14 protein-coding genes are annotated in these 19,838 nt (G+C 46.7%); 5 read left to right on the top strand and 9 right to left on the bottom strand.

The features are described from left to right. Positions 1–167: 167 nt before the first annotated feature. Together A4R26_RS30785 and A4R26_RS30790 are read right to left on the bottom strand one after the other, a co-directional pair. Positions 168–473 carry a DUF6266 family protein gene (locus tag A4R26_RS30785; protein ID WP_081170411.1) on the bottom strand — a complete coding sequence of 102 codons (306 nt, stop codon included), beginning with the start codon at positions 471–473 and terminating at the stop codon, positions 168–170. 607 nt (positions 474–1,080) lie between these two features. After that, positions 1,081–2,151 (bottom strand): serine hydrolase domain-containing protein, encoded by a 1,071-nt coding sequence (locus tag A4R26_RS30790; protein ID WP_081170413.1) that lies wholly within the window; start codon positions 2,149–2,151, stop codon positions 1,081–1,083. Between the two features lie 128 nt (positions 2,152–2,279). On the opposite strand from A4R26_RS30790, the gene A4R26_RS30795 reads away from it, so the two are divergent. The 3 genes from A4R26_RS30795 to A4R26_RS30810 all read left to right on the top strand — a co-directional run bounded on the left by A4R26_RS30795 (position 2,280) and on the right by A4R26_RS30810 (position 10,420). Then, positions 2,280–2,777, top strand: a complete 498-nt coding sequence (locus tag A4R26_RS30795; RefSeq protein ID WP_081170415.1) for a GNAT family N-acetyltransferase — start codon at positions 2,280–2,282, stop codon at positions 2,775–2,777. 795 nt (positions 2,778–3,572) lie between these two features. Beyond that, positions 3,573–9,359, top strand: a complete 5,787-nt coding sequence (locus A4R26_RS30805) for an MBG domain-containing protein (protein WP_165760478.1) — start codon at positions 3,573–3,575, stop codon at positions 9,357–9,359. A 23-nt stretch (positions 9,360–9,382) separates the two neighbouring features. Beyond that, a complete protein-coding gene (locus A4R26_RS30810; RefSeq protein WP_081170421.1) occupies positions 9,383–10,420 on the top strand; it encodes a PorP/SprF family type IX secretion system membrane protein in 1,038 nt (345 codons plus the stop codon). Between the two features lies 1 nt (position 10,421). Here the strand turns inward: A4R26_RS30810 and A4R26_RS30815 are convergent, their stop codons facing one another. Both A4R26_RS30815 and A4R26_RS30820 read right to left on the bottom strand, forming a co-directional pair. Continuing rightward, on the bottom strand, positions 10,422–10,880 hold the full coding sequence (locus tag A4R26_RS30815) for a DUF983 domain-containing protein (protein WP_081170423.1): 459 nt from the start codon (positions 10,878–10,880) through the stop codon (positions 10,422–10,424). Between the two features lie 10 nt (positions 10,881–10,890). After that, the gene (locus A4R26_RS30820; RefSeq protein ID WP_081170425.1) at positions 10,891–11,763 is read right to left on the bottom strand and encodes a helix-turn-helix domain-containing protein; all 873 of its coding nucleotides are present in this window, start codon (positions 11,761–11,763) and stop codon (positions 10,891–10,893) included. A gap of 269 nt (positions 11,764–12,032) precedes the next feature. On the opposite strand from A4R26_RS30820, the gene A4R26_RS30825 reads away from it, so the two are divergent. Next, a complete protein-coding gene (locus A4R26_RS30825) occupies positions 12,033–12,629 on the top strand; it encodes a protoglobin domain-containing protein (protein WP_081170427.1) in 597 nt (198 codons plus the stop codon). A 158-nt stretch (positions 12,630–12,787) separates the two neighbouring features. Here A4R26_RS30825 and A4R26_RS30830 read toward each other — a convergent pair whose 3' ends face one another. The 5 genes from A4R26_RS30830 to A4R26_RS30850 all read right to left on the bottom strand — a co-directional run bounded on the left by A4R26_RS30830 (position 12,788) and on the right by A4R26_RS30850 (position 18,139). Next, positions 12,788–14,920 carry a xanthine dehydrogenase family protein molybdopterin-binding subunit gene (locus A4R26_RS30830; RefSeq protein WP_081170429.1) on the bottom strand — a complete coding sequence of 711 codons (2,133 nt, stop codon included), beginning with the start codon at positions 14,918–14,920 and terminating at the stop codon, positions 12,788–12,790. Between the two features lie 170 nt (positions 14,921–15,090). Then, complete coding sequence (locus tag A4R26_RS30835) at positions 15,091–15,546, bottom strand: (2Fe-2S)-binding protein (RefSeq protein WP_081170431.1); 456 nt, start codon at positions 15,544–15,546, stop codon at positions 15,091–15,093. Between the two features lie 273 nt (positions 15,547–15,819). Next, positions 15,820–16,257, bottom strand: coding sequence for an SRPBCC domain-containing protein (locus tag A4R26_RS30840; RefSeq protein WP_081170433.1), 438 nt, complete (start codon positions 16,255–16,257; stop codon positions 15,820–15,822). Positions 16,258–16,498: 241 nt separating this feature from the next. After that, a complete protein-coding gene (locus A4R26_RS30845) occupies positions 16,499–16,831 on the bottom strand; it encodes a YegP family protein (RefSeq protein WP_081170435.1) in 333 nt (110 codons plus the stop codon). Positions 16,832–17,251: 420 nt separating this feature from the next. Continuing rightward, entirely contained in the window at positions 17,252–18,139 is an 888-nt protein-coding gene (locus A4R26_RS30850) for an AraC family transcriptional regulator (protein WP_081170437.1), read from the bottom strand. A gap of 275 nt (positions 18,140–18,414) precedes the next feature. Between A4R26_RS30850 and A4R26_RS30855 the strand changes: the two genes are divergently transcribed. Next, on the top strand, positions 18,415–19,752 hold the full coding sequence (locus tag A4R26_RS30855; RefSeq protein WP_081170439.1) for a sugar porter family MFS transporter: 1,338 nt from the start codon (positions 18,415–18,417) through the stop codon (positions 19,750–19,752). Positions 19,753–19,838: the final 86 nt, after the last annotated feature.

The following is a 19,838-nucleotide window of genomic DNA, read 5'->3' on the forward strand; positions in this document are numbered from 1 at the left end:
TATAATCGCACCATAGAGGAATTGAAACCCTGCATACACAAATACTTTATCCAGCTTTTCCCAGTTTTAATCGCACCGCTGAGGAATTGAAGCTAATCGGCTTCCAGCAAACTGCCAATTTGCGGTTGTAATTGACGAGGATCCTTTTGTAAAAATGCGCCCCCGGGTCACTCCGGGAAATCGGGATAGGCGCCGTCGATGGCTTCTGTTAATATCAGCGACAAACCACAGTTTACCCCCGTCATCTGAACAGCCTGATCCCTGAAACCAGCGATCAACAGATCATATATGGTTTGTGTAAAGTCAGCAGCAATTTTAAACTTTGCTTTTTGCTCCTGCTGTTTTGGCGTATCGGCTTTTTTGAGGGAATGTGCCTTGCTGCGCATTATCACCACTCCGCGCCACAATGTACCAACCACTCTTCCGATGGTGCCTGAAAATGCATCCAGGATACCGTTTTTCATTTTGCCCATAAAGAATCGATTTTAAGTATTAATGAAAAAGACCTGCATCAAACGAGTGACCATAACCGATATTTGATCGGTTGCCTTGTGCAATATAAAAGTAAGATGGATTTTCGTAGATTAGATCACGGGCATGTCTATACCATCATAACATGTTCTATCTTGTCTTATGTTATCCCAGGTTGTTCTATGTGCGTCTACATTATACTATATATGTCTACTGTGGTCTACATGTGTCTTGAATGGTCATGGTAAAATGGGGTGTTTTTCCGGGATAGTGCCGGTATCAGGAGGGTATTATGTCGGACGTTGTTCGGATGTTGTTCGGACTTTCCGGGGGAATGTTCGGGTGTACTCAGCAGAAATGCGAAGAAAGTCCGAACAAAGTCGGCAGTAATACCGGCACAAGACCGGTTAGATACCGGATTCCGGTTGCATGTCACGTAAAACAGGAAAAGTTTTTGGGTCTTCCTTTTTATTTTTCTTGTTAGGGCCTTGACCATGCGTTAAACGGATGGGCCGCGCTTTAACGCTTCTTTGATCCCACCGTGGTGGGATTATTGAACAAATCTAATCTGAAATGGTAAATTTGATCGTGGTAGAACCCATTTGTAATTTAGTTGATCACGGCATTTATCTTTTCCCAAAGGGCATTGTCGAACCCGGAAACGGCAAAGCTGGGGTTTGATGGATCCGATGCGTCTCCCATTCTGATAACTACCATATTTTTACCTGGTATTACATAAATACGCTGGTCTTCAGCACCCATTGCTGCATACATATCTGCCGGGGCATTGGGCACCAACGATCCCTGGTACACAGTTTGACCGCCTGGGATCATAAAACTGGTTTTCCCATTTAACCACCACAAATATCCGTATGACGGGTTTATGTTTTGTGAGGTGTTGATGCTTTCTGTAAAAAAGGTTTCATTTACAATTTGTTCGTTGTTCCATTTCCCTTTGTTAAGTGCCAGTAATCCAAACCTGGCCATACTACGGGTATTGCTATGATATACTTTGAATATAAGACCGTTGTTCCAGAATCCATCCATTCCTATCTTACTCTTCAGTTTTGAGTTGAAATAAGATTCAAAATTTTGATTGGCTGCGGCTGCAACGACATCCATCAGTTTTTGAAATACATTATGGTACGACCACCTTGTTCCGGCATCTGCCAGGTAAGTTAAATTCGATTTTATTACCAACTCACTCGCATCATTGATGCCAGAAGTCATTGTAAGAAGGTGTTTTGATGTGATCAGATCTTCTTTTTCAATTGGCTCGCTCGTCCAGCCCGTGCCTAAATATTGAGATACTTTATTGTTAATATTTAATAATCCCTCCTGCTGCGCTATTCCTGTGATGGCGGTTGTCAATGTTTTACCGGCGCTGTTCCATTGCCAGGATGAAGTGGATGTATGCCCATTAAAATACTCTTCCATCACGATCCTTCCGTTTACAAGGATCATAAACGATTTGGTATTCTTTTGAATAAGATAATCTTTTAAAGGTTGAACCGCACTTTGATTCCAGCCCAGACTGGAAGGCGTAACTGTTTCCCAGGTAGTTTCTGTATTTGAAGGAAAATACATTGAAGATGGCGGTGTTTGGGTATCGTCGGATTTTTTGTTACATGCAAAAATGGTGGGTAGCATTAGTAACAAACAGGATTTAAGGTAGTTCATTCAGTTAGTTTGCTATAAGATGACTAATATTTGAAAAAGTTTAATGATACCCGCATTTTATATTAATTGAAACCTCCAAAATTGAGTTACAGGAGTTTAAAGACACAGATGCGTATATTTGCCGTATCATGCAGATCAGAATAGAACCTTATACAGCTATTTACAAACGGCAGGTCATCGAACTTATTGTACCTATTCAACGGGAAGAGTTCAATATTCCCATAACGCCTGCCGATCAACCCGATCTGCAACAGATCCCCGCCTTCTACCAAAAAGACAATGGCAACTTCTGGCTGGCCCTGGCCGGTGACAGTGTAGTTGGTACTATTGCTTTACTTGACATAGGCGACCATAAGGGCGCTTTAAGAAAAATGTTCGTACATAAAGAATACCGGGGAAAAATTCATGGTACCGGTCAACTACTGCTGAATACATTGATCAGTTGGGCGCAACAAAAATCGTATACTGAAATATATCTTGGCACTACCACAGCATTTCTCGCCGCGCATCGCTTTTATGAAAAGAACGGTTTTGAGGAAATAACCGTTCCCGAATTACCGGTTAGCTTTCCGCGTATGGAGGTGGATGTGAAGTTCTACAAAAAATGGGTTAAAGCACCTTTGTGATTATACGGTGAGCATGGTACTTTGAAAACGTACTTTTTGCGTATTTATCAGCCATAAACTTGTTCTTTCCTTAAGCCGGCAGTTCTTATACAAGATGCCAGAGAAGCCGTACTGTTGCCGGATTCTATTAACGCTGCATCCTTGTTTTGTAGAATAGCACCGGATAAAGTACTTGCCGATGATCAAAAACATCGGCAATGTCAGGAACATCGAAAAACGGGGCTGGTAGATGTGATAGTTGTTAATTTAATGGTTTCTAGTATGGTACGATTGTTTTTCCCAATGAATTGTCGCGATTTTCGCTTTTGACGCCACAATTTTTACATACAAATTCCCGTAGTTCACATACGATTTCTCGTATATACAATGCTACGATTGTACTTTCGCATCGTTCGATACGCGGATCTATTGAAAACTTTTTCAACCCCTGTTATCATGAAAGAAATCTTTACAAACAGCTGTTTGCATCATGAACGTTTGCAATATTCAGCTTGCAGTAAATAAACAGGTTTTATTTACTGTGCCTCTACAGACGAATTCCCCCTGCTAGTGCGTGTATTTTGTGACAGGAATTCCCCCTGTATTCATGCTATTGCTTTTGTAAAGCATCGGTAAAGCCTTGCGGCTGCCGTTGAAGTGGATCTGAGCGATCGGGTCTGCAAAGCCCTTCCCATTTTATATTTAACCCTGTAATAGATCATGAACCCTACATTACGCCTATTAATTAATGTCCTTCTTCTGCTGTTACCCTTTTGTGAGCCTGCTGCCGGGCAACACCGGCAACCCGGCGGTAAAATGTATAGGCCGGCAGGCGTTGTGGAACCAAATTTTACCAGCTTTCCCGTTCATGAAAAAATACCTGTTACAGTATGGGAACAGTTCAATCCCGGCCAACCGTATACCGAACGATCGAATTATAAGGTGTTCCCAAACGATACAGTAAAATATGCTGAAGTGATAGGCAAACGAAATGCCTATGAAAGTTTTTACCGTAACCCGGCCAACCCGGCGGGTTACAGTCTCGTTAAGTCATTGTATCCGGTCAACTTTCAACGAAACGGGGAATGGATCCCTGTCGATGCAGCGCTTCGGCCCATTGATAACGGGGTATATGAGGCGACCGATCAGTGGGACCCTGTAGGTATTCATGTAAAGGATAAAAATACCTACCTGTACAATGCCACGGGTAAAGCGCAGTTTAACGACTGGACGTTGTATGGAATAAATGGTAATGATAAAACCGCCCTGGCTAAGGCCAACTGGAACAATTATACTATAGGCGCAGATGGGATCCGCATCATAGATATCTTTCCTGGTATCGATGCGGAAATGCGGGTAAGCAGGGGCGGTATAAAAACCAGTTTTATCGTTCACCGGCTCGATTTTTCCCAATACGGGGAGTTATACTTCGAAGATTCATTTAAGGGCCTGCGCGGCGCAGGTCTTTATTTCAGGGATAAGGATAACAGCCGGAATAGGGCCGAAGATGTGTATGCCGACGTGGGTCATGAAACCGCCGCCATAAAAATTGCGCCGGCATTTGGATATGCTAAAAACAGTCCGTCTTTTGTTTCAAATTTTCCATATCATATTTCAGGTAATAAACTGGCGGTTGTGGTGCCAGTCGATTATATCGTGGCCAACCTGCAATCGGGTGATGTGATCATAGATCCCCTGGTGCAAAGTTCCGGCACACTGGCGCAATCTGCCGTTGGTACCATGTTCAATGCCACTTGTGGATTTACCAATTCCTGCGATTATACCATAGCAGTTACTCCGCCGGTCAATTCCACCGTTACTTCGGTTGCATCGGAGGTATATGCAGTGGCAACAGCCCCCTGTGGCCGCGAAAATTTTGCGTACTCGCTGTCTATTGGTACCTGTTACAGTCCGGGCCCCGGGCCGGCAGATATCTGGCAGGCTAACGGTGTTACGGGGCCCGGAACTATGTTGGCAGGCTTTTATGATGAACCTACTTTATACGGTTGTTTGCCGGCGCCTTCCTGTACACCGGCGCCAATAAATGTAAATTTCAGGTTATTTCGTGGATGCGTTGGGCCTGTCGGTTGCGATAATTCCTGTATTGGCCTCGTTAACCCGCTTTCGGCCAGGATAACAGGTTATACTGTGGAAGTAGCTACTATTGCAGCCAGCGCTACAACCTTTTGCCAGGGACAGAATGGTACGTTCAGTACAACTGTTTCAAATGGGGTTGGTCCATATTCGGCTGTGAACTGGAGTTACAGCAATACCGGTACCCCTTCTTTAGGAACCGGGAACAGTATTGTTACGGGATCTGCGTTATCGTCGGGGAACCATACCCTGTATGCAAGAGCAACCGATGCCTGTGGTGTAACGGCAACGCGCAGCGTTTCCTTTACGGTAAAGCCATTGCCGGTAGCCACACTGCCCGCAGGTGTAACCATTTGCAATGGGGGTACTACCAATATAACGCCTGCTTCGAGTATTACGGGAACCACGTATAGCTGGACGGTAGTGCAAACCGGTGTTACCGGCGCTTCGGGCGGTGCCGGTGCTTCCATTGTGCAAACGCTTACGGCAACCGGCACTACACCTGGTACGGCTGTTTATACCATTACCCCAACCGCCAATGGTTGTGCGGGTACACCGGTAACATACACCGTAACGGTAAAACCGGTGAACAATGTATTGTATGTTGATGCGTTGAATGGTAACGACGCCAATTGCGGCGATGCCTGGACGAATTCTTTACAAACATTGTCGGCCGCTTTGAAAATAGCAAAAACCTATAATTACGTCGATAGCATCCTGGTGGCAAAAGGTACCTATTATCCCACAGGTGCACAGAATGGAACCAACAGGGACAGCAGCTTTCTTATCCAACGTGGCAAATTGAAATTTTTCGGTGGTTACCCCAATGGCGGCGGCGCCCGGGATGTAACAGCCAATCCCACAGTGTTAAGCGGCGATATAGGTGCAGCGAACGATAGTATCGATAATAGCTATCACTTAATGGTGATTGTGGACGTTCCCGCCGCTGCCGATAGCATCGTAATTGACGGCTTCACTTTTACAAAGGGAAATGCCGACGGCGGCGGACTGGTTATGTATGGAGCTCAGAATTTATACCAGGGCCATGGCGCCGGATTATATATGCAGTACAATCAGAATGGCCAGAAAACCGCCTTGCGTAACCTGACGTTTTTGGCAGGTACCGCAAGAATATTGGGTGGCGGAATAGAACTGGTTTTCTCTTCCCCGTATATTCAGAACTGTGAGTTCAGGAATAACCGTACCTATACCTTCGGGGGCGCCCTGGCGAATGATCACTCGGCCGGTCCTTACGTTACGGATTGCCGGTTTACCGGAAATGTGGCCAATAGCGCCGGTGGTGCGGTATTTACCCAGGAAGCCGCTTCCCGGCCTGTATTTATCAACTGCAGTTTTACCGGCAATAAAGCCACGACACCTACTGGTTCCGGTGCTGCATATGGCGGCGCTATGTATAACAGAAACACAACCGATGTAATTATTACGAAATGCATTTTTACTGCCAATAGCGCTCTCAGTGGCGGCGGTGTTATTTATAACAATAGCAATTCTGTTGCAAGAATCAATTACGGGGTCTTTGATAGCAATGTGTGTTTGAATGCTGTGGCGAATGCCGGCGGCGGCGCCTTTCAAATCAACTCAGGGTCCGTATATCTTTATAACAGTGTTTTCACTAACAATACAGCCGGTGGGACGGCCGGCGACGGTGGCGGCGCTGTTATGGCCTATGGTGGTACAGTGTATTTTTATAACAACACATTATTAGGTAACACTACACAAAGCACCACTAAGCCCAATGCAAACGGAATTAGTATTTTGGCCGGTGCAACGTGTTACTTTAATAACAGTATTGCCTGGGGTAACCCGGCAGGCCAGCTACATAACCTCGGCACGTTCAATAACGATCACTCACTCATAGAGGGAACGGCGCCTGCATTGCCCAATCTCGATCTCGACCCACAGTTTGTAAATGCCGGTAACCCAATTGGCGCCGATGGCGTTTGGGGAACGGCCGATGATGGTTTGCAACTGACACCCTGCAGCCCCGCAGCCAATATGGGTGATAATACAATGGTCACCGAACCCCTCGATATCGCAGGCAATGCGCGGGTATTCAATACAGTTGTAGATATGGGCGCCTATGAACTGCAAACGCCGGTAACACCGCTGGCTTTCACCGATGTGGTGAAAACCTATGGCGATGCCGATGCGCCTATACCCAATTTCACCAATTGTTCGGGCCTGCCCACAACGTTCACTATTGCCGATAATACCATCGCTTCTATAGTAAGCGGTAACCTGCATATTCTGAAAGCCGGCGCCACAACAGTTACCGCGCATACCATCAACGGTACGCCCGATGTTACGGTAACCCTGACCGTAAATCCAAAACAGGTGACGGTGAGCCTTATTGCCCCGGTTTCAAAAGTATATGATGGCAATGCCAATGCAACCATCAGTACTGCCAACCTGCAGTTTGCTGTGGGCGATGTGGCAGGCGCCGATGACGTGGCGATGGCTTTAAGCAGCACTACCGCTTTATATGATACAAAAGATGTTGGTACAGGTAAGCCTGTAACGGTGCCCCTGGCAAATATCAGTTTAACCGGTACTACCGCCGCCAATTATGTAATATCCAATACAGCTGATGTAAGCGCCGCCATAGGTGATATTACGCCGTTAGCGGTTGCTATAACAGCCGATGCGCAAACGAAAGTGTATGGCGATGCCGATCCGGCACTTACCTATACCGTTTCTCCCGCAATTGCGCCGGGCGATGTGTTCACCGGTGCGTTGACCCGCGCTGCCGGCGAGGATGCAGGCGTGTATGCCATCAGCCAGGGAAGCCTTGCGTTGAGCGGCAATTATACCACAACTTACAATGGAAATAATTTAACCATAACTGCTAAAACAATAACCGTAACCGTTGACGCCAAAACAAAAGTATACGGTGATGCAGACCCGGCGCTTACTTATACCTATGCGCCTGCACTGGTGGGCGCCGATACATTCACGGGTTCCCTGTTGCGAAACGCCGGTGAGAATGTGGGCCCCTATGCCATTAACCAGGGAACGCTTGCATTGAGCAGTAATTACACCCTGGCATATATAGGTAACACCCTGACCATTACGCCAAAAACGATAACGGTAACCGTTGATGCCAAAACAAAAACCTATGGCGATGCCGATCCGGCACTGACGTATACGTACACGCCGGCACTGGTGGGCGGCGATGCATTCTCCGGTTCACTGTTACGAACCGCCGGGGAAAACGTGGGCCCCTATGCCATTAACCAGGGTACCCTTGCGTTGAACAGTAATTATACCCTCGCATTTACAGGTAACAATTTCACCATTACCGCAAAAACGATAACGGTAACCGTCGAAGCCAAAACAAAGGTCTATGGCGATGCCGATCCGGCGCTGACCTATACCTTCGCGCCGGCATTGATCGGGGCCGATGTTTTCACCGGTTCGCTTTTACGTACGGCCGGGGAGAATACGGGCGTTTATCCCATCGATCAACATACGCTGGCGTTGAGCGCCAACTATACACTTGTATACATTGGCAATGATTTTACCATTACGCCCAAAACAATAATCGTAACGGCCGACGCGCAAACAAAGATCTATGGTGATCCTGATCCCGTATTTACCTATACCTATGCGCCTGCATTGGTGGGAACCGATGTATTCACCGGATCGATCAGCCGGTTACCGGGCGAAAATGCGGGCGCCTATGCCATCGGTCAAAACACGCTCGCTTTAAGCAGTAACTATACGCTGGTGTATGCCGGTGCTGATCTTATTATCAATAAGGCGGTGCTTACCGTTACCGCGGTGGATACAACCATTTGTTTAAGCGACGCGCTCGCTGCTGTTCCGGTAATGTATTCAGGTTTCAAAAATGGTGATAACGCTTCAGCGCTTACCAGCCGGCCTGGTGTAAATATTCCACGTTATATCAGGGCCGGTAATTATCCATTGACACCGCAGGGGGGCGTTTCGGGCAACTATACATTCAATTATGTAAATGGACAACTTACCGTATTGCCGGAACCTGCAGGCAGCATTACGCAAACACAAGTAGGGCCGGGGATAGTAAACACTCCGGGCGTTGCAAGCGGTATACAATTGAATGGGCCTGCAGGCACAGGGTATACGTATGCCTGGAGCACAGGCGAAACCACGTCAACGATCGTGGTGAAAGCGAACGCCGCTTACCAGGTGCTGGTCACCCATCCGTCGGGATGTTCAACAAGGTTTACTACCCGCGTACTTCAGCAAACACTTATCATTCCAAATATATTTTCGCCCAACGGCGATGGTATTCACGACCGGTGGGTGATAGAAAACCTGCAAAATTTCCCGGGCAATGTAGTTCAGGTGTACAACCGGTACGGACAGGCTGTATTTAAAATGACCAATTATACGCCATGGGATGGTAAAGTGAATGGTAAGGAAATGCCGGTGGGTACCTACTATTATATTATCGATCCGAAGAACGGAGAAAAACCGGTTACGGGTTATATTGACATCATCAGGTAATAAGATATTAATAACGATATACAATGAAGAAAATATTGTTGTTTGCGGCGGGTATGTATGTAAGCTATGTTGTTTCAGCACAACAAAGGGCGCACTATACCCAGTACATTCTCAATAACTACATTCTAAATCCCGCTCTTACGGGAATAGAAAATTATACCGATGTAAAAATAAGCGGTCGCGACCAGTGGGTGGGTATGAGCGGTGCACCGCGTACTGCCTATGTAACCGCGCATATGCCATTGGGTAAAAAAGATCTGAAAACAACGGCCACTTCGTTTGAAGTTCCCGGTGAAAATCCACGCGGCAGCGCTTACTGGGAATCTTACACGGCTTCCGAACCGCACCATGGGGTGGGTATGAGTGTAATAAACGACCGCACCGGCAATTTCAACCGGTTCACCGCCAACGTAAGTTATGCCTATCATATAGGCTTAAGTGCACGAACGAGCCTCGCGGCCGGTTTTGCCGGCGGCATTACTTCCGTTGGCCTGAATACCAATGGTAAAGCTTTTTTCGGTTCCGACCCGGCTGACCCCGCTGTTGGCGGTGCGGTAGCCAAAGAACTGCGAAAGTTAAAGCCCGACTTTTCTGCCGGGCTTTGGTTATATGCTGCTGATTATTTTGTAGGATTATCGGCCCAGCAACTGGTGCCGCAAAAGCTGGCCTTTGTTGATGATGCCACTTTTAAATCGACCGGCAAACTGGTACCCCATCTTTTTATAACGGCCGGTTACCGGTTCCTGCTGAATGAAGACATCAACGCGCTTCCTTCTGTAATGGTGAAATATATCAATGGCGCGTTTAAGAACGATTACCAGGCCGAAGCAAATGTAAAATTACAGTACCGCGACCTGTTATGGGTAGGAGGAAGTTATCGCCAGTTCGACGGCTATGCCGCCATGCTCGGTTTGAATGTGGGCAATACGTTTAACATTGGATATGCCTATGATTTTACAAAGACCGATCTGCGCACCTACAGCAGAGGAACCCATGAACTTATGATCGGTTTTCTCATTGGTAACCGCTATGGCGATACCTGTCCGCGGAATGTGTGGTAGATCACCACGCATTCTTTAACCCGTCATTTGTTCTTTCGGGCATTACCACATCGCCTTCGTTCCAGCGCGGGCTGTAGGAGATAAAGAACGAAAGCCAGATCGTTCGGGACAATCGCATCAACAGGGGCTGGATCGCAATCAGGATAATTGCGTTGGTGCCCATCCACCAGAAGAAACGGTTGTCATGCAGCGAGAACCCTATAAGTACCCACCAGGCTACCAGGGTGGCAACGCTTACGGCAATGGCAAGTGCGTAACTAACATAGCTGGTGCCATAATAAAAACCAGGCTCCATATTGGTAGCTTGTCCGCATACCGGGCATTGCTCATTCATTTTCAACATTTCGTTCAGTTTGTATGGATTGCTGTTCGTAAACAGCTTTCCTCTTCTGCAGCGCGGACAATTGTTATGCAGTACACTTAAAACCATATTCGGTTTTGAGGCGTCTTTTGTGCTCATATACTAACGTTTATTGGGTTATTTTTTTTCTAAAGGCTTCCGGCGTTATGCCGGTACTTTTCCTGAAGAACCGGGAGAAGTAGGAGTTGTCCTGGAAGTTCAGTTCATACGAGATCTCGCTTATGTCCATATCGGCATTGGTCAAAAACCGTTTTGCTTCAAGCAGAATACGGTCGCGGATCATTTCGCCTGCGCTTTTTCCCATTACATCTTTGCACAATGCATTTAAATAGTTCGGCGTGATGTACATCAGCTCGGCATACTCCTTTGGTAGCCGCAACAGGCGAAAGTGTTTTTCTATCAGTTGTTTGAACTGGTTAAGGGTAAGCAGCTTTTGCTGGGGAATGTTTTTCGTTCTTTCATTCACGCAGCGTCGATCGATATGAATGAACAGTTCAAGTAGCAGCACCCTTATCATATCGAGGCTGCGCTGGCTGTTATCCATTTCCTTCAAAATGGATGTAAACAGGCTGCTCACTTTCGTTTGCAGGTCAACCGGTATATTATAAACGCCGTTCTCGCTGTTGCCGTTAAAGAACGGGAACTGCTGAATATGATCGGGCCGCTGCAGGAACGTGCTGAAAAGTTCGGCATTGAAATGAACGATGTATCCTTCCATCGCAGTTTCAAAATGCCAGCTATGTACCTGCCCGGGCGCCATAAAATAGATCTGGTACGGCTTTACCCTGAACTGGCTGAAATCGATGGTGTGTGTGCCTTTCCCTTTAGTGAACAGCACCAGGTGATAGAAGGTATGCCGGTGGGCTTTGTGCAGGTTGGCGTAATGCTTATCGAGATACGTGGCCAGCGGTTCAATCAGCAGGTCGTGGTGAACGCTGCGGTCGATAGTACATATGTCGTATAAGGGGATGGCTTTTTTCATTTGAGTACCCAAAATTACAACGATCCGGTACCATAATAGTGGCAGAATTTACTCTTTTAGTGGTACTATTTACCTTTGAGCGCTGTTTATCGTTGCCTGGAAACGGCATGGCCCTGCCTTCCTGCCAATTGCCCTGCAGCTAATTGTGTATTGCCAATTGCCAATTGCCGATTGGCTGCGGGACGTGTATTTTTTTCCCTGCCGCGATTTACCAACCGGCTGGTACGTTTTTTTCTGAGTTTATTTAATATGAATAAAAACAATTAGTTATGCAAACTGTAGTGGACAATATTGCCGGGTATAGCTATGGTGCTCAAGAATTGGCCACCTCACCGGTTACTATGAAAGACCTGGATCTGTTGAAACAAACGATAACCTTAGATTCAGAAGACTCGAGATATTTACGCATGGCGGGCGATGTACTGGAAGATCAAACCGATTCGCTCGTAAATCTCTGGCGGGGCGTTATAAGTTCCATGCCGCATCTGGCTTACTATTTTAAAGACAAGCAGGGTAATGTCGATGAGGAGTATAAAGCCAAAGTAAAGGAGCGGTTCAAACAATGGATCCTCGATGTATGTTTTAAACCGTATGACCAGGAGTGGTTGAATTACCAGCATGAGATAGGCTTACGGCATATGTATACGAAGAAGAATAAAACCGATGCGGTGGAGGCGCCGCCACATATTCCTATGCGCTATGTCATTGCTTTTACCGCTGTGGTGAATGATACCATAAAACCATTTCTGGCTAAGAAAGGGCATAGTCTCGGTGTTATAGAAAAAATGCACAAAGCCTGGTGCAAAGCCGTATTGTTGCACGTTACCTTATGGACCCGCGCCTATTGCGACGATGAAGGGTGGTGACGAAGTAAAAAAGTTATTCAGTTATTGAGTTCATGAGTTATTGAGTTCACGAGTTCGCTATTAATCGCGCGCCAACTGAATAACTGAACAACTGAATAACTGAACAACTGAATAACTGAACAACTGAATAACTGAATAACTGAACAACTGAAGTATTATCAGGCTTTAAGTTCGTTGCCAAAAGGCAGCTTTCGTATTCGCTTACCCGTTGCGGCAAAGATGGCATTGCATACCACGCCGGCGATTGGCGGAAGGGCTGGTTCGCCCAAACCGGTAGGCGCATCGTTCGTGGTAACGAACTGTACTTCCACATCGAGCGGTGCATCCTGCATGCGCATCATTTTATAGGTGTTGAAATTCTTTTGTTGTACAGCGCCTTTATCGAAGGTAAGTTCGGTGAACCAGGCGTGGCCCAATCCATCTACGATAGCGCCCTGCACCTGGTTTTCGGCGCCGCTGAGGTTCACCACCTGTCCGCAATTGACGGCTGCATATACTTTATGCACTTTGGGTTTACCATTCACTATAGAGATCTCGGCTACTTCGGCTACGTACGTGCTGAATGAATAATATGCTGCAAAGCCTTTGAACCTGCCCGGGGTGTTCTTGTCCCAGTTGCTCATTTGCTTCACGAGGTTAATTACGCCTTTGAATTTTTCAACATCATAATTCACTTTGCCTGTTGGATTGCTTTTCGCTTTTTCAAGCAGTTCGAGCCGGAAAGCAATGGGATCTTTTTTAAGCGCATGGGCAATTTCATCGAGAAAACTTTGTTCGGCAAAACCCACGGCATTATGTGTTGGGGCACGCCAGGGACCGGTTTGTATATTGGTAGGAAGGCTATGCCCGTCGACCCGGTAATTGGGCAGTGCGCCGGCTGGGAAATTATCCACTGCCGCGGCGCGGCCGTTCAATGCCACGGCCGTGAGGTACCAGCCATCGAGTTCGTTGTTGTTATTGATAGCGGCGCGGTAACGGAACATACTGGAGGGCCGGTAAAAATCGCCCTGCATGTCATCTTCACGCGTCCACAACATTTGTACAGGCGCTTTGGCCGCGGACGAGATCAGTGCGGCTTCCACCACATTGTCGCTTCGCAGTTTTCTGCCAAAACCGCCGCCCTGCCGGGGAAGGCCAAGCGTAATATTGGCTTCGGCAATTCCCAATGCTTTGGCCACATCGCTTATGGCCCTGCCGGGTACCTGGGTTGGTCCGTACAACTCGGCTTTGCCATCACGTACATCGGCAAAAAAGTTGATGGGCTCCATGGGCGCGTGGCTCAGCACCGGCACTTCATAAACGCTTTCGAGCACTTTCTTTGCGCCGCCCAATGCTTTTTCGGCATCGCCGTCGTTGCGGTCGGGTTTCTCGCTTTTTTGCAATATGAGATCTTTAAAGGCGGCAAGATGATCTGTAGTGCTTTCGGGTTTACTCACCTCTTCCCATTCTACCTTCAATGCATCACGGCCTTTTTTCGCCGCCCAGGTATTGGTGGCTAAAACCGCCACCACGTTTTCGGTGCGAACGACGTTTTTGACGCCCGGCACTTTGCGGGCTTCGGTATCGTCGAACGATTTCAGTTTCTTGCCGAAAGCCGGGGGCCGCGATACCATACAATAAAGCATGCCTTCACGCCGGGTATCGATGCCAAATAATGGCTTTCCGGTAAGAATACCATGGTTGTCGATATTCTTTATGCGTTTCCCGATGATCTTAAAATCTTTCGGGTCTTTCAGTTTTATATTTTGCGGAACCGGCATGGAGGCCGATTTGGTGGCCAGCTCGCCATAACCGAGTTTTTTGCCGCTTGTTTTATGGAGCACGAACCCATTTTCAGTTGCGCATTCGGCTTCGGGTACACTCCAGGTTTGCGCTGCCGCAGCGATCAGCATCTGGCGGGCAACTGCGCCGGCCTTTCTTATGGGTTCATACCGGCCGCGGATAGCGCCGCTTCCACCTGCCGACTGGTTGCCGTATTTCTCTTTATCGAAAGCCGCCTGGGTGATCACCACCTTGTTCCAGTCTACATCCAGCTCTTCTGCCAGCAGCATGGGCAACGCCGTTTTAACACCCTGGCCTATTTCGGGATTAGGGGCCATCAGTGTTATGATGCCATTGGGATCGATAGAGAGATAGGCATTGGGAGAGAAAAGCGGGGCCGCATCTGCAGCTGCTTCCGGCGCCACATTGGCCAGCAGCTCAAAACCAAACAACACACCGCCTCCGGCGAGGGATGTTATTTTCAGGAAGTTTCTTCGTGATATGTTAGTTGTAGTTGTACTTTGTTTCATTTGTGGATGGTTGAAAGTGAGCGTTGGTTAACTTACAAGTTGATAAAGGTGATAAAGTTGATAGAGGTGATACAGGTGATACAGGTGATACAGGTTGGCGAGCCAGGCATTGATCGGAACCCATAAATCAGAAGCCTTTATCAACTTGTCAACCCTGTCAACTTTTCAACTTACTTTTTCTGCGCAGCCAGGTGTATCGCTTTCCTTATCCTCACATAAGTTCCACATCTGCATATATTACTCATCGCCGCATTGATGTCCTCATCGGTAGGGTGGGGTTTTCTTTTTAAAAGCGCAACGGCTGCCATTACCTGTCCGCTCTGGCAATAACCGCATTGGGCCACATCCATTTCATCCCATGCCTGTTGCACCGGATGGTCGCCTTGTTCGCTTAAGCCTTCGATAGTAGTGATCTTGTTGGTGCCTACCGCCGAAACGGGGTAGGAGCAGGAGCGGATGGCATTGTCGTTCATCAGTACCGTACAGGCGCCGCACTGTGCAATTCCGCAGCCAAACTTGGTGCCTACCAGGTTCAGCTCATCGCGCAGGACCCATAAAAGCGGTGTATCAGGCAATACATCAACAGTACGTTTTTGATTGTTGACGGTGATCGTATAGGTAGCCATGATATTGGTTTTGATAAAATTAATGAAATCAGGCCTATATGACGACAGAATGTGAAGGACGGTTGTGCCTGGGCTTAAAAATAGGTAGCCAGGTTGAACGGCAGGTTAATTAAGGTTAATTTTAATGCAGCTTTAATAGCAAAAATGGGCCACCGCAATCCGGTGACCCATTTTTGTAAGTTATTCAGTTGTTCAGTTGTTCAGTTGTCTCGCGTTTGCCGGCTAGCTCATACAATCGCGAATTCAACTGCGAACTCAGAACTGAATAACTTTTTAGTGTTCAGCCAACTCCTTTACCTTTTGTAATGCTTTGGGAAAGGTGTCAACAAAATAGTCTTTATGTTTTTCATCTATATCTACCTGCACCTGTAATTCTGTTTTTCCCTGTACCTCTTTCAGGGTATAGTTCTCATGTGCGCCGGCCCAGCCTTTTACTTCATCGCTCGTTGTATCTTCAACCCCGTCTTTAACTATGCCGAGGTGTTCGAAGCTCATGTATTCGTTCATAACGGCATCATCTATTTTTGACACCATGCCCATGCCCTTGCCATCGAGGAACAATACCTTGCTGCCTTTTTTCCAGTCGGTCACTGCATGTGATCCTTCGGAAAATGGCGCTGTCCATGCCCGGTAGGAGTCATCACCCCACAATACATTCCATACTTTTTCCCGGGGTGCGTCAATAGCGATTTTAAATTCCTGCTTTTCCATGAGTGTTTAATTTTTATATTAAAAAACTGGTTTGCTTTATGGTATAAAGTTCATGCAATTATCAGTCCCGGGCGGGGTGTTGTTGAGACAAATTAAGGGGGCGATTGCGACAGGAGGTATAAAGCGCAGCATTGGGGCATGTTAAGTATATATAAATAAAAAATGCGTTCCATTTTCAGGAACGCATCAGGTTGAATTGCACGCTTTCTATCAAAAAGATTAACTGTATTACCGATGTTGATCAGATAGTGGCATCCTGTATAACGGCATCTGGCGCATGGGTTTTTACCGACATGATGCCGTTATTGCGGCCGCTTTCATTTTCATATAATTCACTGATGCCAATGGTTTGGCCGTTTGTCGCTTCCAGGGTGAAATACAGTTTTCCGTTGGAAGCTATTTTGCGGTCGTATTTGTTATCGTCCACCGCATTGCGTTTTACCGAATCGATGCCGTTCTGGCAATTTGATTTTGTGCTGTAGCCTTCGCTATTGAGGATGGTTTCGCCATTGCCGGCTTTTAAACTAAACTGGAATTCTCCACTCACCCGTTTTGTAATGATGAACTTTCCCATAACGTCATGGTTTTTGGTTTCTGAAAATCCGGTCTTTATGCACCGTTTATTAATGGTAATAATTAGCTAACAATAACGTATAGTATAAAAATAATAATATTGTTGATTCCTGATGCAGGATTGGGTACGGCGTGCGAAGTTTTGATTTCGATCAATCTTGTATAAATGACACACAGGGTCGGCTTGTTAATGCCTGCGGTCTTAAGCTGCAAGCTGTAAGCTGTAAGCTGCAAGCGAATACAGAATACAGCAGAGATCCAAACGCTGCGGTAAGCCGTAAGCTGCAAGCAAATACAGAATACAGCAGAGATCCAAACGCTGCGGCAAGCCGCGTATTATCACATTGCCCTGTATACTATTAGCACATCAGCAAATTAGCACATTAGCAAATTATCGAATTATCACATTAGCAAATTATCATTACGTCTTACTGCTACGGTACTGATTCGGGCTCATGCCCATTAATTTAGTAAACAGCCTTGAAAAATAGTACGGGTCTTCAATACCCAGTTTATCGGCTATTTCTTTTACTCTTAGTTCAGTAAAATGTAAATACTGGCAGGCCAGCTGGATCTTCAGGTGATTGAAGTATTCGATGGGCGCAAATCCCGTCTTTTTACGGAAAAGGGCGGAGTAATGCGACGCTGAAAAGTTTACCGACCGGGCTATTTCTTCCAGCGACAGTGCCTGTGCTATATGTTGCTGCATAAAACTGATGCTTAGTTCAACGGGATCATCGGCATGCGTTTTTTCATGCAGGTTGAACTGGTCGTCATAGAGGAACGATGAAAAAAAATGATACAGGCACAGGTTGGCGTAACAGAGGTTGTCGTTCCCGTAACCGCGCTCGAGACAGGCATACATATCATCGAAAAGATCGATCCGCTTTTGTTTAAATGCCACCCGGCTGCTATATCCATTGATCTTTTGCTTCAACGTTTCCACCATCTTTTTTGACAACGAACCGGTAAAATGGATCCAGTAAATAGTCCAGCTATCTTCCTCGGCCGATGAATAACTGTGGGCGCTGCCGGCAGGGATAATGATGAACGAGCCCGGTTGCAACGTATAATTACTTTTCTGCACCTGGGCCTTGCCCTTTCCTTCGAGGCAATAGATCAGGATATGCTGATCGCTGCCATGCGTGCGCTGCCGGTAATGATATTTTGCTTTGGGATAATAGCCGATATCGGTAATATACATGCCCGACGCAATGGAGTTGCTGTTGCTGAACTCGGTAATGATCTTCCTGGGCAGTACGATCGATTTCTGACCCTGAAAGCCTTCTCGCTTTTTAAGTACAGGCATGGCAAGCTGTTTGATTGTTTTGTCTATAAATATAATTGATTATTGATTGTCGGGAAAATAACATTGTCCATCATTTCAATAAAAAACTCTATTTTCCTGCAAACAGCTAACCGGCATATTTGTACATTATTTCATATAAGCTCATCAACGCCGCCATTCATGAAAAATAGCATCTGCTTTAACTGCTTCCTGTTTATTAATAAAATATCATTGAAGGCGCAAACCTTAAGAAATACGGTAGTTTTAATACATAATCCCCATATCAATTGTTTGCCATGACCCAACATCGTTTTAATTCAGGTTATATTGTAGCTATTTCATTCATCAGTGCCCTGGGTGGATATTTGTTTGGATTTGATTTTGCGGTGATCTCCGGCGCGCTTCCTTTTTTACGCACCACCTTCGGGTTAACCCCCTGGTGGGAAGGTTTTCTCACCGGTTCACTGGCATTGGGTTGTATGCTGGGTTGTCTTATTGCCGGTTCGCTGGCAGAAAAATACGGCCGCCGGCCCGGACTGATGACAGCAGCCATTGTATTCGCTTTGTCATCGGTTGGCATGGCCTTATCCAATTCACTCACTGTTTTCATCGTGATGCGTTTTGCAGCCGGCATCGGGGTGGGAATGGCTTCCATGTTAAGTCCGATGTATATCGCTGAAATTTCCCCCGCTGCGGTGCGTGGCCGTAATGTGGCCATCAACCAGCTCACCATTGTGATCGGGATCTTAATAACCAACCTCGTAAATTATATGCTGGCCGATAATGGCGACAATGCCTGGCGATGGATGTTCGGCCTCGGGGTGGTGCCATCAGTGCTCTTTTTATTGGGTGTTATATGGTTGCCGGAAAGTCCGCGCTGGCTGATGCAGGTAAACAGGCAGGAACAGGCGCGTCGGGTGCTTGGTAAAATTGGGGATGCGAATTTTGCAGAACATACCGTTGACGATATCAAACGTTCACTGGTAGCCGGCAAACAGAACGCGGTGTCATCCGGCGTATGGGCGCCGGCAGTACGTGGTGCTGTAGTGGTTGGTATTTTGCTGGCGGTATTTCAACAGTTCTGTGGTATTAATGTGGTGTTCAATTATACTTCCACCATTTTTGAATCGGTGGGCGCCAGTCTCAACCAGCAGTTGTTTGAAACGGTTTCAATTGGTGCGGTGAACCTGGTGTTTACGATCATAGCCATGTGGCAGGTTGATAAGCTGGGCCGCAAGCCGTTGATGTTGGCTGGTGCGGCGGGTTTGTCGGTTATCTATGTGGTGTTGGCGTTGTTGTTGAAGAACCAGGCGGCGGCATCACTGGTATCTGTATTTGTGCTTATTGCCATTGCATTGTACGCAACATCACTGGCGCCGGTTACCTGGGTATTGATCGCAGAAATATTTCCCAATCATATTCGTGCCCGCGCCACAACGGTGGCGGTGATCGCGTTATGGGCCGCTTATTTTGTGCTGGTGTTCACCTTTCCCGTACTGGCGCAGAAGCTGGGCGCTTACGGTCCGTTCTATATGTACGCCGGTATTTGTGTGCTGGGCTATTTCTTTGTACGTTCAAGAGTGCATGAGACGAAAGGCAGAACGCTGGAAGAGATTAGCGGAGGATTTCATTAGTTGGTTTATGGTTTATTGTTTATAGTTTATTGTTGCTGGTGCGCTTTGAGGCGAATGATTAATTGCCAAAATTATGAACAGGCGGG

The organism is Niastella populi (assembly GCF_002078015.1).
In the GTDB taxonomy this organism is placed as follows: Bacteria; Bacteroidota; Bacteroidia; order Chitinophagales; family Chitinophagaceae; genus Niastella; species Niastella populi.